Genomic DNA, 13,809 nt, shown 5'->3' on the forward strand with positions numbered 1-13,809 from the left:
CTACTTGGTGCCAAAGAGGCGGTCACCGGCATCACCCAGACCAGGGACGATGTAGCCGTGGTCATTCAGCTTTTCATCCACGGCAGCAGCATAAATGTCCACATCGGGATGAGCTTCCTGCACAGTTCTAATCCCTTCCGGAGCGGCGATCAGGCACATCAGTTTGATGTTCTTCGCCCCTTTTTCCTTCAGGAATGTAATGGCTGCAGCAGCGGAACCTCCTGTGGCCAGCATGGGATCAATCACAATCAGATCCCGTTCCGGCACATCAGTGGGCAGCTTGCAATAGTATTCCACCGGCTGCAAAGTTTCCGGATCCCGGTAGAGGCCAATATGTCCTACCTTGGCTGCCGGAATCAGTTTCAGAACACCGTTGACCATCCCCAGCCCGGCCCGCAAAATGGGGACTACTCCCAGCTTCTTGCCTGCCAGCACTTTGGTTTTGGCCGGGCCCACCGGGGTCTCCACTTCCGCTTCTTCCAGAGGTAAGTCCCGGGTTACTTCATAGGCCATCAACATGGCTACCTCTTCCACCAGTTCCCGGAACTCCTTGGAACCGGTCCGCTTGTCCCGGATATAGGTGAGCTTGTGCTGAATCAGGGGATGGTCAAACACATGCACTTTCGCCACAATCAATTCCTCCTCTATCCCTTATCCCAGTTCAGGGTACATGGGGTATTTGGCACACAGGGCATTGACCCGGGCCCGTCCTTCCGCCAGAGCTTGTTCATCACCCTTGCGGCTGAGCACCAGATAAATGATTTCCGCTATTTCCCGCATGTCCTCTTCCTTGAAGCCCCGGCTGGTAGCCGCTGGCGTACCGATGCGGATACCGCTGGTAACAAAGGGACTGGCCGGATCGAAGGGGATGGCATTTTTATTTACGGTTATGCCTACTTCATCCAGCAGGTGCTCCGCTTCCTTGCCGGTCAGGTCAAAATTGCGTACATCCACCAGCATCAGGTGATTATCCGTACCCCCTGAGACCAGGCGGAAGCCTTTGGCCATCAGAGCTTCAGCCAGCACTCTGGCATTTTTGATAATCTGTTCCTGATAGGTTTTGAATTCGGGCTTCAAGGCCTCACCCAGTGCCACCGCCTTGGCGGCAATGACATGCATCAGCGGTCCACCCTGCATACCGGGGAATACCGCTTTATCAATAGCCTGGGCGAAGCGAGCCTGACAGAGAATCAGGCCACCTCTTGGTCCCCGCAGGGTCTTGTGGGTGGTAGTTGTCACCACATGGGCATGGGGCACCGGACTGGGATGCAGACCTGCCGCCACCAGGCCGGCTATGTGGGCCATGTCCACCATCAGCAGCGCGCCCACTTCATCGGCGATTTCCCGCAACTGAACGAAGTCGATTACCCGCGGATAGGCACTGGCCCCGGCCACTATCAGTTTGGGCTTGTGTTCAAAAGCCAGGGCAAACACTTTCTCGTAATTGATTTTTTCGGTATCGGGTTCCACCCCGTAAGCAACGAAATTATACAGCTTACCGGAAGCATTGACCGGGCTGCCATGGGTCAGGTGCCCACCATGAGCCAGGTTCATGCCCAGCACCGTATCCCCCGGTTCCAGCAAGGCAAAATAAGCAGCCATATTGGCCTGGGCGCCGGAATGGGGCTGAACATTGACATGCTCAGCACCAAAAAGCTGCTTGGCCCGCTCAATGGCCAGTTTTTCCACAATATCTACATATTCACAACCGCCATAGTAGCGTTTGTCCGGATAGCCTTCCGCGTATTTGTTGGTCAGTACCGAACCCTGGGCCTCTAAAACCGCCGGGCTGACGAAGTTTTCCGAAGCGATTAGCTCAATCTTGCTCCTTTGTCGGTTTAATTCCAGTTCAATGGCGCGAAAAACCTCAGGATCCTGTTGTGGCAAAAACTTCCTCATCACCTTTCCCCCTTACCTGTCTGCCTTATTTGCTGTGTTTTTGTTCCAGTTGCCTGATTTTGTCCACCCGGCGCTGATGCCTGCCTCCGGCAAAGGAACCTTCCAGCCAGGTTTTGACGATCTCCCGGGCCAGTCCAAACCCGATGACCCTTTCCCCCATGCAGAGGATATTGGCATCATTGTGCTCCCGGGTGGCCCGGGCTGAAAAAGTATCATGACAGAGGGCAGCCCGTACCCCTGGAATTTTGTTGGCGGCAATGCTGATGCCGATGCCGGTACCGCAGATGAGAATGCCCCTGGGGTATTCGCCCCGGGCCACTGCCTCCCCTACAGCCTCAGCAATATCAGGATAATCCACCGATTCCGGAGAATGACAGCCAAAGTCCTGATATTCCAGGCCCAACTCTTCCAGCAGGCGCTTGATTTCCTCCTTTAAAAAAAAGCCGCCATGGTCACTGCCGATTGCGATTTTCATCAGACCACCTCCAATAATTCTACATTAAACGCCTTTTTCCTGCTCCAGAATCCTTTTTAGCAGCTCTTCAATTTCCCCGGCCACCTGCCGATACTCTTCCACCGTACCGCCAAAGGGGTCGAGAACATCCCGATCTTCCCCCCGGGCATGATACCAGAGGGTGTGGACTTTATGGGCAAACTGGGGCCAGCGTTCGATGATTAAATCCCGATGGCCCCTGGTCATGGTCAGCACCAGATCCGCTTCCGCCACCATTTCCGCCGTTAAACTGCGGGAGCGGTGTTCAGATAGATCCAGACCCTTTTCAGCCATCACTTTTTGAGCTTCCGGACTGGCCGGGCTTTCCCCCCAGGCCGCCAGGCCAGCGGAGAGGAATTCCGCCTCTATTCCCGCCTCCTGCCAGAGGGCGCGAGCCAGCGCCTCAGCCATTGGACTGCGACAGGTATTGCCTGTACAGACGAAGAGAATTTTACTCATCCTACTGCACCTCCACCCGGCGGCATTGTCCTCCTGCCGCTTTTTCCATCCTGTTCATCAGGGCCAGCCCCAGACCCTGCCGGGGCCAGGCCTCGGCCAGGATGCGCTTAACCCCGGCCTTGTCCATGGTGCGCAAAGCGCTATACAGCCTCTGGGCTGCCTTTTCCGGCTGGTTCAGAGGAGCCAGAACCAGGAATTGGCCGGGACAGCGACCAGCCAGATAGGCTGCCCCTTCCTCACTAAGGAGTAAACCCGTGTCGGGAGTGGCCTCCTGCAAGATGGTCTGCCAGATCAACTCCCGCTCCGGCCCGTCCAGCACTTCCAGAGGAGCTGCAGGAGCATAATGGCGGTACTTCATCCCCGGCGAACGAGGCCGTTCCTCTGCCCCCAGCAGGGCCGGATCCAGCAGGACCGGCCGTCCCAGCACCTCTTCCAGTTCCTCCCTGGTGATCCCTCCCGGGCGCAGGATCATGGGTTCCGGTCCTAACAGGTCTACTACCGTAGACTCCACCCCGACTCCCACCGGGCCCCCATCGAGAATGGCAGCAATCCTGCCCGCCAGATCCTCCCAGACATGCTCAGCACAGGTAGGGCTGGGGCGCCCGGAAAGATTGGCACTGGGGGCCGCCAGCGGCACCCCGGCCTGCCGGATCAGCTCCAGAGCCAGGGGATGGGCCGGTTGCCTGATGGCCACCGTTTCCAGGCCAGCACAGACCAGTTCCGGCACTTCCGCCTTTTTGGGAAAGAGCAGGGTCAACGGCCCCGGCCAGAAGCGCTCCATCAGTTTTTCTGCCTCCGGAGGGATGTCTGCCGCCAGAGTCTCCACCTGGGCCCGCCCGGCAATATGTACGATCAGAGGGTTGTCCTGAGGCCGGCCTTTGGCCAGAAAGATACCGGCAACAGCCTCTTCCGACCAGGCATTGGCCCCCAGACCATAGACTGTTTCCGTAGGAAAGGCCACCAGCTGTCCTTCCCGTAACAACCGGGCTGCCACGGAAATTTCTTCCGGTTTTAACCAAAGCGTATCCATGCACCTACCCCTCCCTTTCCGGTTTGCGGGCCAGTACAAACCGGTCCAGACCGGCATAATCCTTGACGATTTCTACTTCCCGCCAGCCCACCTCCCGACACAGAGCGGAAAGGGCTGCCCCCTGGCGGCAGTCGATCTCCATGCCCAGCCTGCCGCCAGGCTTGAGCACCCGCCAGGCCTGGGGCAAAAGACGGCGGTACAAATCCAGGCCATCCTCGCCTCCATCCAGGGCCAGGCGCGGTTCAAACTGCACTTCCGGCTGCAATTGTCCCAGTTCCCCGCGGGGTATATAGGGCAGGTTGGCAGCAACCCAGTCCAGGCGCTCGGTCAGGGTGGCCTGCCACTGGCCCAGCAAATCCCCCTGCTGCCAACTGCAGCGTATCGTTACCCGGTGACGGCAGGCATTGAGGCGGGCCACGGTCAGGGCTTCCCCGGAGTAGTCGGTAGCCCAGAGGCGGGCCCGGGGTAGTAAGACCGCCAGGCTGACAACAATGGCACCGCTGCCTGTCCCCACATCGGCGATCCAGGGAGCGGGGTGGTCAGACAGATCGGCCACAATCCGTTCCACCAGCAGTTCCGTTTCCGGCCGGGGGATCAGCACCGCCGGCGTAACGCGAAATGCCAGGCCCATAAACTCCTTTTCCCCCAGAACATAGGCCAGCGGCCGGCGCTGGCAACGGGCAGCCACCAGCTCTGCCAGCGCCTGTCGCTGAACCGGGCTGAGCATCGTCTCCTCCCGGGTCCAGAGCTGGGCCCGGCTTAAACCCGTAATCCGCATCAAAAGCAGTTCGGCTTCCAGCCGGGCAGCCTCTACCCCTGCTGCTCGCAATTGCTTTACTGTATCCTGCAGCGCCTGCCCTAATTTTACCGTCATCCCCGGTCACCTTACTCCATATTCTTTAGTTTTTCCGTCTGGTCAGCTGTTATCAGGGCATCGATAATCTCCTGCAATTCCCCGTCCAGCACCATATCCAGTTTGTGCAGGGTGAGGCCGATGCGATGGTCAGTCACCCGGCCCTGCGGGAAGTTATAGGTGCGGATGCGCTCGCTGCGATCGCCCGTTCCCACCTGGCTGCGGCGGTCATCAGCCAGTTTGGCCTGCTGTTCCTGCTGGGCGATTTCCAGCAAGCGAGCCCGCAAGACGCGCAGGGCTTTTTCCTTGTTTTTATGCTGGGATTTTTCATCCTGACAGCTGACCACCAGCCCGGTGGGGATGTGGGTAATGCGCACTGCCGACTGGGTAGTGTTTACCGACTGTCCCCCCGGACCGCTGGAACAGAACACATCTATACGCAAGTCATTGGGATCGATGTGCACATCCACCTCTTCCGCCTCTGGCAAAACCGCCACGGTGGCAGTAGAAGTGTGGATGCGACCCCCTGATTCCGTCACCGGTACCCTTTGCACCCGGTGTACTCCGGATTCATATTTCAACTGGCTATAGGCACCCTGGCCTTCCACCAGGAAAATGACTTCCTTGAACCCGCGTAAATCCGACTCATTAGCCGACAGGATTTCCGTCCGCCAGCCCTGGCGTTCCGCATAGCGGGTGTACATGCGGAAAAGGTCCCCGGCAAAGAGAGCGGCCTCATCACCCCCGGCTCCGGCGCGGATTTCCATAATAACGTTTTTCTCATCATTGGGGTCTTTGGGGAGGAGCAGGATTTTGAGCCTCTGTTCCAGCTCGGGCAGCTTTTCTTCAAGCTCATCCAGCTCCATTCTGGCCAGTTCCATCATCTCCGGGTCCCCTTTTTCGGCCAGAATGGCCCGGGCTTCCTCGATCCCGGCTACCACTTTTTTATACTCCCGATAAACGGTAACAATTTCCGTCATAGCTGCATGGGCCCTGGCATGTTTTTGCCACTCGCTCTGGTTGGCAATCACTTCCGGATCGGCAATCAGCCGTTCCAGTTCCAGGTATTTTTCTTCAATTGCTTGCAGTTTATCCAGCATGTTCTTCACCTCTTAATACGGCTTTTAAAGCATGGATAGCTACTTCCAGCTGACTGTCATCTGGTTCTCGTGTGGTCAGTCTCTGCAATCCCAGGCCAGGGGCTACCAGCCATTTCAGCCACCAGCGGTCTCCATAGCGGCCTGAGAGCTTGATAAATTCATAGGAAATAGCTGCCACCAGGGGCATTAGCAAAATGCGGCTGCCTATTCGCCAGAGCAGATTGGGTGGATGGCCCAGAAAGGCAAAGACAAAAATACTCACCACCATTACCACCAGCAAAAAGCTGGTGCCACAGCGGGGATGCAAAGGAGAAAAGCCCCGGGCATTTTCCACCGTCAATTCCAGCCCGGCTTCATAGGTGTGAATTACCTTATGCTCAGCCCCGTGATACTGAAAGACCCGCTGAATATCCTTCATCCGGGAGATCAGGCCAATATAGGCCAGAAAAATGGCAATCCTCAGTCCCCCTTCAGCTATATTCTGTCCCAGCGGGGTGGTTACCCATTTTTCCACCAGTTTCACCGCTCCGGTGGGGATGATAACAAACAGCAAAATCCCCAGTCCCAGCGCAAAGGCAATGGTCAGGACCAGCTCTTTCGTGTTCAGTTCCCCTTCTTCCTCCGGCATGGCTTTACTGGCCGACCAGGCCAGAGCCCGGGTCCCTACCACCAGGGCCTCCAGCAATGCCACCACACCCCTAAAGCCCGGCCATTTCAGCCAGGGCCATTTGGTCAGCCAGGAAGAGAGTTGCTGTTTTTCTACTTCAATAGTGCCATCGGGCAAACGGACTGCGATGGCCATTTCCTGCGGCCCTCGCATCATTACCCCTTCGATAACCGCCTGTCCACCGTATTGAAAACATTCTTTTTTAGACATAAACACACCGCCTTTGGTTCGGCAGAAATTTATGAAAAGAGCAGAGCCGTAGGCTCTGCCTCTTTTCTGCTTATAGACCGTATTTTTTTGCTTATAGACCGTATTTTTTCTTGAACTTGTCTACCCGGCCACCGGTATCCACCAGACGCTGTTGCCCGGTGAAGAATGGATGGCAATTGGAACAAATTTCCACCCGCAAAACGGGTTTGGTTGAACCAGTAACAAAACTGGCACCACAGGCGCAAGTTACGGTTGTCTCCTGATATTTGGGATGGATATTTTCTTTCATCTCGATTCACCTCTTTCCTGGGAAGTCCAAAATTACACCTTTAAGATTATATCATAAGGCCCTGAGAGTGACAAGAGCTTTAGCGCAGAGGGCGGGAAAAATTGCCGAGGCTGACCCCGGGCAATTGCCGCCTTAGCTCCTTCAGAAAAGCCACCATCCCCATCCCCGGTTCTTGCACCCCGGTCAACTGACAATACAGGTCTGGATCGATATTCAGATTGCGCAGCTGGATCAGCTTCACACCCGTGGATTTGACCAGTTCCACCAGTGCTTCCAGCTCTGCTCTCTGGTCACTGACCCCCGGGAAAACCAGATAATTGAGGGAAAGAAACACCCCCTGCCTGGCCGCCAGGCTCAGGGATGCCCGCACATCCCTCAGGGTATAACCGGGCGGGCGATAATAGGCTTGATACCAGTCGGGCTGAGCGCTGTTTAGACTTACCCGCAGGGAATCGATTCCTGCTTCCGCTATCAGCCTAATACCCTCGGTATATCCGGCATTGGTATTCATATTGATGGTCCCCTGGCTGGTTCGGGTTCTGATCTCTTTGATTGCCTCCGCAATCAGAGGAGCCGCCAAACTGGGCTCGCCTTCACAGCCCTGGCCGAAACTGACAATTGCTCCTTCCGCCTGTTGAAGATGGGGCAGGGCCACTTCCACAATTTCCTCTCTAGTGGGCGAAAAACCAATCCGCTCCTGCGGGGAGGGGCAACATTCTGCTGGCTGCAGGGAGATACAGCCTACACAGCGGGCATTACAGGCCGGGGAAACGGGAATTCCCCCTTCCCAGCGGCGGTAGAAAATATTCTGGGCTGTCAGACAGCCATAATCCAGGCTACAACGGCCCAACTGACGGATAATACGGTTATGGGGCAGTTCCTTCCGGATGCGGGCCACCCGCTCCGCCAGGTCAGGGGTATTATAAAGCAGGGGATTCCACTTCCGGGGCCGGTCCGTTTTGCTGGCTGCTACCCAGTAACGGCCTTTGGCCCAGCCCACCGCCGTATAGCCCAGCAGCGGTAAAGGCTTGTCCCCTTCCACCCGCTGATAAGCCGGCAATAAGGTCCGGGTATAACCCTGAGGCAATAAGGCCGCTACCGCATAATAGCGCTCATAGACCCGAATTTTACCCTGGCGGTCCACCCCCACTGGACGACAGCCTGGCAACAGCGTCAGACTGGCCCCCGGTGGCAAGGGTATCATTTCTTCCGGGTGCGGCTCAGTAAAAAAGCGGCCACTGCGCCCGGCCATACCCCAGCCCGGGATATCCATAACCCGTCCCCTGGCATCCGCTACCAGCATCCTTATCCCCATTTGATCATCTCCACCAGTTCCTTATTGCAGCTGGACTTTTTCAGCCATTCCCGCATTTTTTCCACCACTTCTGCGGAAGGCACCCCGCTGGAAGTCCGGCGCAGGTTCCAGACAAACTCCAGCTCCTCCTTGCTCAGCAGCAGCTCTTCCTTGCGGGTTCCGGAGCGCTGGACATCAATGGCCGGGAAAATCCGGCGTTCCGCCAGTTTGCGATCCAGAATCAGCTCCATATTGCCTGTGCCTTTGAATTCCTCAAAAATCACATCATCCATACGGCTGCCCGTTTCCACCAGCGCCGTAGCCAGAATGGTGAGACTGCCTCCCTCCTCCAGGTTGCGGGCTGCCCCAAAAAAGCGTTTGGGTTTATGCAAAGCTGTGGGATCTACACCGCCGGAAAGGGTACGGCCACTGGGCGGAACTACCACGTTATAGGCCCGGGCCAGCCGGGTAATGGAATCCAGCAAAATCACTACATCTTCTTTGTGTTCCACCAGCCGTTTCGCTCTTTCTAACACCATTTCTGCCACCTTGACATGATGTTCCGGCGGTTCATCAAAGGTGGAAGCCACCACTTCCCCTTTGACACTGCGCTCCATATCAGTGACTTCCTCCGGCCGCTCATCAATGAGTAACACCAGCAAATGCACTTCCGGATGATTGGCAGTAATGGCATTAGCGATTTCTTTCAGCAACGTAGTTTTCCCTGCCTTAGGAGGAGCCACGATCAATCCCCGCTGTCCCTTACCGATGGGGGCCAGCAGGTCAATCAGGCGTAAAGCCAGTTTATCGGAAGTGGTTTCTAAAGTCAGCCTCTCATCAGGGTATAAGGGTGTTAGGGCATCGAAAGGCAAGCGTTCCGGTGAGGATTCCGGCGGAAAGCCATTAACCGATTCTACCCGTAAAAGGGCAAAAAAGCGTTCATTTTCCTTGGGCGGCCGGACCTGGCCCGCCACCTGGTCACCGGTGCGCAAATCAAAACGGCGAATCTGGGATGGGGAGACATAGATATCATCGGAACTGGGGGTATAAGCGAAGGGACGCAAAAAACCGTAGCCATCAGGCAGGATATCCAGAATTCCCTGGGCGAACAGCAGCCCATCCTTTTCGGTACGGGCTTTCAAAATCTCAAAGACCAGCTCTTTTTTGCGCAGCTGCCGGTATCCGGGAATCTCCAGTTCCCGGGCCACCTTGTACAGCTCCTGCAGAGTCATGGCCTCCAGCTCCTGCATATTCAGTTGCGTTGTCAAAATCTCAACCCTCCTGTTGATTTTCTGAATTATTATTTTCCCCGGATACCCCGGTTTTTAAACGGGCCAGTCTTTTCTCCATCCGATAGATCAGGGTGCGGTTAACCAGCAGGTAAACCAGCAAGAAACTGACTCCTGCATTAATAAAAGAACCCACCAGAAAAGGCCAGCCCAGGCTTTTCAGGGTAGCCAGTGAGAAAAAATTGGCCAGAGAATGGGGGTCCATCCCCGGTTCAGCCACCGGTACCTGTACCTGCTGGGGATGAACAGTCCGGCCTTCTACAAACAGGCTGCCCACCAGTATATTGAGTGGAAAAAAAATAGTGAACACCGCCGGTTTTAAAGCCGCTGCCGTAATCACTGCCGCCAGGGTATTCCAGCGCGCCAGTTTGGCCACTATCCAGGCTACAAACAAACTGATAAATGGCAGGGGTAAAAAGTCCAGGGCCACCCCCAGCGCCACTCCCCTGGCGATTTTATCAGGTGCATCCTTGAGGCGTAAAATACGGAGATACTGATAACGAAAATAGCGGTTAATGCGCATCTGATACTTCCTTTCTCCTTGAATGCCGCAAACGGTTCAGACACCATGGCTGCAGACGGGCAAAAGTCCGCCAGACCACCAAAAAGAGAATCAGCCCCAGCAGCAAGCTGTTGACCAGCGCTCCCAGAAAAAAAGCTTTGCCTACCTGAACAAAGGCCTGCCATTCCATCTTGACCAGGCCTAGTAATTGCTGAGAAATAGCGGCTTGTTTTTCACCGAACAGAGAGTTGCCTACCAGTAAATCCAGATAAAAAAAGAAGGGAAAGAGAGGCTTGAACAGGAGATCTCCTAATAAACCGGCAAAAACATTCCCCCGGGCCAGCCGGGCTGCTGCCAGGGCGATGGGAACCCCTACCCCGAAGGTAGGATAAAAATTGACACAGGAGCCTACGGCAAATCCCAGTGCCACTTTTGCGGGCATGTCCTTAATGCGAAAAAAGAGCAATAAGAATAAGCGGATTCGCCGCCCCAGCCGCATTTTCTCCCCTCGCCCTCGTCAATCACTAACTTTCAGTATAACGGAAGAAGGGCATGGCGTCAACCAATGCGCCATGCCCTCTGTTTTAGTGGCCCAGATTATATTTAGGTTTCTTATCAAAGCGGTGTATGGCTTCAATAAACCGCACAGTTCCCGATTTACCTCGCATGACCAGCGTATGGGTTTTGGCTCCAATGGCGGTAAAGGCCACTCCTTTCAGCAAGCTGGAAGGGGTGATTCCGGTGGCAGCAAAGAAAATGTCATCCCCCTTGACCAGATCATCCATGGTCAATATCTTTTTGGGGTCGGTAATGCCCATGGCCTGGCAGCGAGTCCATTCGCTTTCATCCTCTGGCACCAGCCGCCCCTGCATTTCCCCGCCCAGGCACTTGAGAGCAGCTGCAGTAATTACCCCTTCCGGCGCCCCACCGATGCCGATCATCAAATCCACGCCCGATTCCTCAAAAGCTACCGCTACTCCCGGTGAGACATCTCCATCGGAAATCAGCATAATCCGGGCTCCTGCTTCCCGAATATCGGCAATCAGCTGATTGTGGCGGGGACGGTCCAGAATTACTACCGTCAGGTCGGAAAGCCGTTTGCCTTTGGCCGCAGCAATGGCTTTCAGGTTTTCCTGAACGGGGGCATCCAGATGGATTTTGCCTGCTGCTTCCGGTCCCACGGCAATTTTTTCCATGTACATATCAGGGGCATGCAGGAGACTGCCCCGGGGTGCCGCAGCCAGTACAGCGATGGCGCCATTTAACCCTTTGGCCACCAGATTGGTGCCTTCCAGCGGGTCGACGGCGATATCCAGTTCCGGGCCTTTGCCTGTCCCTACTTCCTCCCCGATATAGAGCATAGGGGCTTCATCCATTTCCCCTTCACCGATTACTACTGTCCCTTTAATATCCACCGTATCGAAAACAGCCCGCATTGCCTCAGTAGCAGCATCATCAGCTGCCATTTTATTGCCCCGTCCCATCCAGCGAGCCGAGGCCAGGGCTGCCGCCTCTGTCACCCGGGCAAATTCCAGCGCCAGTTTACGCCCCATAAAATATCACTCCTTTTATACTAAAACAGAATATAGTATAACACAATATATGCCAATATGTTATCCTATATGCTATTTCGCCATCTTTGCCCGAATTCCTGCTAGGGACAGAAAATCAATCCCCTGGCCCAGAGACAATCAGCACAGGAGGGGGTATTACCCCAGCAATCCTCCCGGTTATGCCAGACCATATCACAGCCATCCACCCATTCGCAATCAGGGCAGGAGGGGTAAAGGTTGAGATATTCCAGGAAACGGAATTTAACATATTCATCCTGCATCCAGATAGCCGCCAGGTCCTGCTTCAGGATATTGCCGAAGGTAACCGCCTCCAGATCTTTGGGACGGCCAAACACATACTCCTTCCCGCAATGGAGAAAACGGTAACAGGGAGCCACTTCCCCATCAAAGCGAATAACCACTTTCTTCTCATCCACAAAGCGGCAGGAACGATTGGTATTCAGGCCTACCTGGGGCAAAACCACCCTGATGCCAGAGCGCATGGCCAGGGTAATCACTTCCCGACGCCAGCTCAGTAGTTCTTCCGTCGGATAAAGCTGATAAAAAACTTCCCCGGTTCGCTCTGCCGTTACCGGCAGCAGCTGACTGAGATAGAGAGTATTGATTTGCCAGCGGGGCAGGGCAGCTAGCAAAGCTGGAATCTCCCGATAATTTTCCCTGGTCACCACCATTTCCGCTGCCACCTGGGGCCACTGACTCCCCAGCTCCTGTTTAACCTTATGCAAAGCAGTCAGGTTGGCCCAGAGCGGGTCAGGACTCTCCCCGCGATTGCGGGCAAAAACCTCAGGGCTATAGCCATCAATGGAAACAACAATCTCATCTACCTGTTGTTCTACCAGAAAGCGCCCCAGTTTTTCCTCCAGCAAAAAACCATTGCTAGTAATGGTTAGTGACCAGCCTTCTCTTTTGATAGCAGTAACTATTTCCTTGAAATCGGGATGTAACAGAGGTTCACCGATTCCTCCCAGCACCACCCGCTTCAATTCCGGCAACCGCCGGGCTGCAGCCAGGGCCTGCTGCCAGGTTTCCCGGGCCATCATCCCGCCCGCTTGCTGCCAGCTGTGCCGATAACAATTCTGGCAGTTAAGATTACAAGCAGTGGTCAGCTCCAGATACAGTTCCCGTATATCCGGTTTTTTGTTGATAACAATCTGGTAATCCAGATAATCCAGTTTGGCCATATCCCTTCCCCCTTTCTTAGGAACAAACTCAAATGACCATATGGTCCTATATTTGTAATGCCATATCCACCATAATTCCATCTCTTGCCCACAACAGGGGCATTTTAATGGGTTTTTCCCAAATGCCTCTTGCATCCGCTCTTTCCAACTTTTTACCTTGCTTTGCTTTGGTTTTTATTGCGTTTACTTTGTGGTTTACCCTGTTCCAAAGTCCAATTATTTTTTGCACCAGTTTGTTCAGATTTCGCCGGTACAACCCATACAGTCTCACCATCTTAAAGTTCTTTTATCGCTGGCCGTGCCAGGTATCTTCCTATGTATTGGGCTGCCCCTTTTACATTTTTCATCCGCCGCTCTGCATATACGTAAAATTCTTTCTGATTATTCTTTATATAACATATTTATTTGTTCTTGCTCTTTTATGCTTTTCGAATATTTCTGTTTCAACCAGTCCAGCAATACCTTTTTATCAGGCTTTTCTTAAATACTCGTACGGAATAAAACTTATTCCTTTCCCTATCTTGTTCTTGTCTATCGCTCCTTCGGTTACCAAGACATGAACATGTGGGTTGAATTTTAGATCCCGTCCAAAGGTGTGTATTACTTTATTATACTACTTCATACCCTCTTTTCCTACCTTTCTCCCGGTACATGCTTTTTGCGATGTACCCATTTTACATCGAGTCTGCTATTTACCCGTTCTACTGCGGTGCGTTTTTTATATTCTTTTTCCCACTTATAACTTGCCCGGTCGATCGGCGTGAAAATCCGTCGGTTTTCCGCTAGCGGTATACGTATTCCCTGACTAACTGAACACTGTTCCATTCCCTGACACTTGATTCCGTATCGCTTTGCCGGACATAACTTCTTTAGTGTCCCTCTGTCTTTTTCAAAACCACCATTACTCATTTCTCGTTGCGTTCCGGTTTCCGGACAATAGCAATATACATTGCCCTTGTAATTGTAGGC

At 54.2% G+C, this 13,809-nt stretch carries 17 protein-coding genes and 1 pseudogene; all 18 read right to left on the bottom strand.

The window, feature by feature from the left end; all coding sequences use genetic code 11:
* Window positions 1–630: a uracil phosphoribosyltransferase gene (gene upp, locus B5D20_RS10195; protein ID WP_078666132.1), complete on the bottom strand. Its 630-nt coding sequence runs from the start codon at window positions 628–630 to the stop codon at window positions 1–3.
* A 21-nt stretch (window positions 631–651) separates the two neighbouring features.
* Complete coding sequence (locus B5D20_RS10200; RefSeq protein ID WP_078666133.1) at window positions 652–1,899, bottom strand: serine hydroxymethyltransferase; 1,248 nt, start codon at window positions 1,897–1,899, stop codon at window positions 652–654.
* Window positions 1,900–1,924: 25 nt separating this feature from the next.
* Window positions 1,925–2,374 carry a ribose 5-phosphate isomerase B gene (gene rpiB, locus B5D20_RS10205; protein ID WP_078666134.1) on the bottom strand — a complete coding sequence of 150 codons (450 nt, stop codon included), beginning with the start codon at window positions 2,372–2,374 and terminating at the stop codon, window positions 1,925–1,927.
* Window positions 2,375–2,398: 24 nt separating this feature from the next.
* Window positions 2,399–2,851, bottom strand: coding sequence for a low molecular weight protein arginine phosphatase (locus B5D20_RS10210; protein ID WP_078666135.1), 453 nt, complete (start codon window positions 2,849–2,851; stop codon window positions 2,399–2,401).
* Window position 2,852: 1 nt separating this feature from the next.
* Window positions 2,853–3,881, bottom strand: coding sequence for an L-threonylcarbamoyladenylate synthase (locus B5D20_RS10215; RefSeq protein ID WP_078666136.1), 1,029 nt, complete (start codon window positions 3,879–3,881; stop codon window positions 2,853–2,855).
* A gap of 4 nt (window positions 3,882–3,885) precedes the next feature.
* Window positions 3,886–4,755, bottom strand: a complete 870-nt coding sequence (gene prmC / locus B5D20_RS10220; protein ID WP_078666137.1) for a peptide chain release factor N(5)-glutamine methyltransferase — start codon at window positions 4,753–4,755, stop codon at window positions 3,886–3,888.
* 11 nt (window positions 4,756–4,766) lie between these two features.
* Window positions 4,767–5,834, bottom strand: a complete 1,068-nt coding sequence (gene prfA / locus B5D20_RS10225; RefSeq protein WP_078666138.1) for a peptide chain release factor 1 — start codon at window positions 5,832–5,834, stop codon at window positions 4,767–4,769.
* On the bottom strand, window positions 5,824–6,711 hold the full coding sequence (locus tag B5D20_RS10230) for a DUF1385 domain-containing protein (RefSeq protein WP_078666139.1): 888 nt from the start codon (window positions 6,709–6,711) through the stop codon (window positions 5,824–5,826). Before B5D20_RS10230 ends, prfA begins: the two co-directional genes overlap by 11 nt.
* Window positions 6,712–6,802: 91 nt before the next feature.
* On the bottom strand, window positions 6,803–7,000 hold the full coding sequence (rpmE, locus tag B5D20_RS10235; protein WP_078666140.1) for a 50S ribosomal protein L31: 198 nt from the start codon (window positions 6,998–7,000) through the stop codon (window positions 6,803–6,805).
* Between the two features lie 79 nt (window positions 7,001–7,079).
* A complete protein-coding gene (locus B5D20_RS10240) occupies window positions 7,080–8,315 on the bottom strand; it encodes a radical SAM family protein (RefSeq protein ID WP_078666141.1) in 1,236 nt (411 codons plus the stop codon).
* On the bottom strand, window positions 8,306–9,544 hold the full coding sequence (gene rho / locus B5D20_RS10245) for a transcription termination factor Rho (protein WP_174183007.1): 1,239 nt from the start codon (window positions 9,542–9,544) through the stop codon (window positions 8,306–8,308). The genes B5D20_RS10240 and rho overlap by 10 nt, the downstream gene beginning before the upstream one ends.
* A gap of 22 nt (window positions 9,545–9,566) precedes the next feature.
* Complete coding sequence (locus tag B5D20_RS10250; RefSeq protein WP_078666143.1) at window positions 9,567–10,106, bottom strand: DUF2062 domain-containing protein; 540 nt, start codon at window positions 10,104–10,106, stop codon at window positions 9,567–9,569.
* Window positions 10,096–10,584: a DUF2062 domain-containing protein gene (locus tag B5D20_RS10255; RefSeq protein WP_078666144.1), complete on the bottom strand. Its 489-nt coding sequence runs from the start codon at window positions 10,582–10,584 to the stop codon at window positions 10,096–10,098. Before B5D20_RS10255 ends, B5D20_RS10250 begins: the two co-directional genes overlap by 11 nt.
* Before the next feature lie 85 nt (window positions 10,585–10,669).
* Window positions 10,670–11,638 (bottom strand): class II fructose-bisphosphatase, encoded by a 969-nt coding sequence (glpX, locus tag B5D20_RS10260; RefSeq protein ID WP_078666145.1) that lies wholly within the window; start codon window positions 11,636–11,638, stop codon window positions 10,670–10,672.
* Window positions 11,639–11,739: 101 nt separating this feature from the next.
* Complete coding sequence (locus B5D20_RS10265; RefSeq protein ID WP_159071784.1) at window positions 11,740–12,840, bottom strand: tungsten cofactor oxidoreductase radical SAM maturase; 1,101 nt, start codon at window positions 12,838–12,840, stop codon at window positions 11,740–11,742.
* 275 nt (window positions 12,841–13,115) lie between these two features.
* Window positions 13,116–13,241 carry a transposase gene (locus B5D20_RS14305; protein ID WP_107758391.1) on the bottom strand — a complete coding sequence of 42 codons (126 nt, stop codon included), beginning with the start codon at window positions 13,239–13,241 and terminating at the stop codon, window positions 13,116–13,118.
* A 68-nt stretch (window positions 13,242–13,309) separates the two neighbouring features.
* Entirely contained in the window at window positions 13,310–13,441 is a 132-nt protein-coding gene (locus B5D20_RS14310; protein ID WP_078666147.1) for a transposase, read from the bottom strand.
* 32 nt (window positions 13,442–13,473) lie between these two features.
* Window positions 13,474–13,809, bottom strand: a pseudogene (locus tag B5D20_RS10275) (DDE transposase); the annotation flags it as partial.

This window comes from Carboxydocella sporoproducens DSM 16521, from assembly GCF_900167165.1.
In the GTDB taxonomy this organism is placed as follows: domain Bacteria; phylum Bacillota.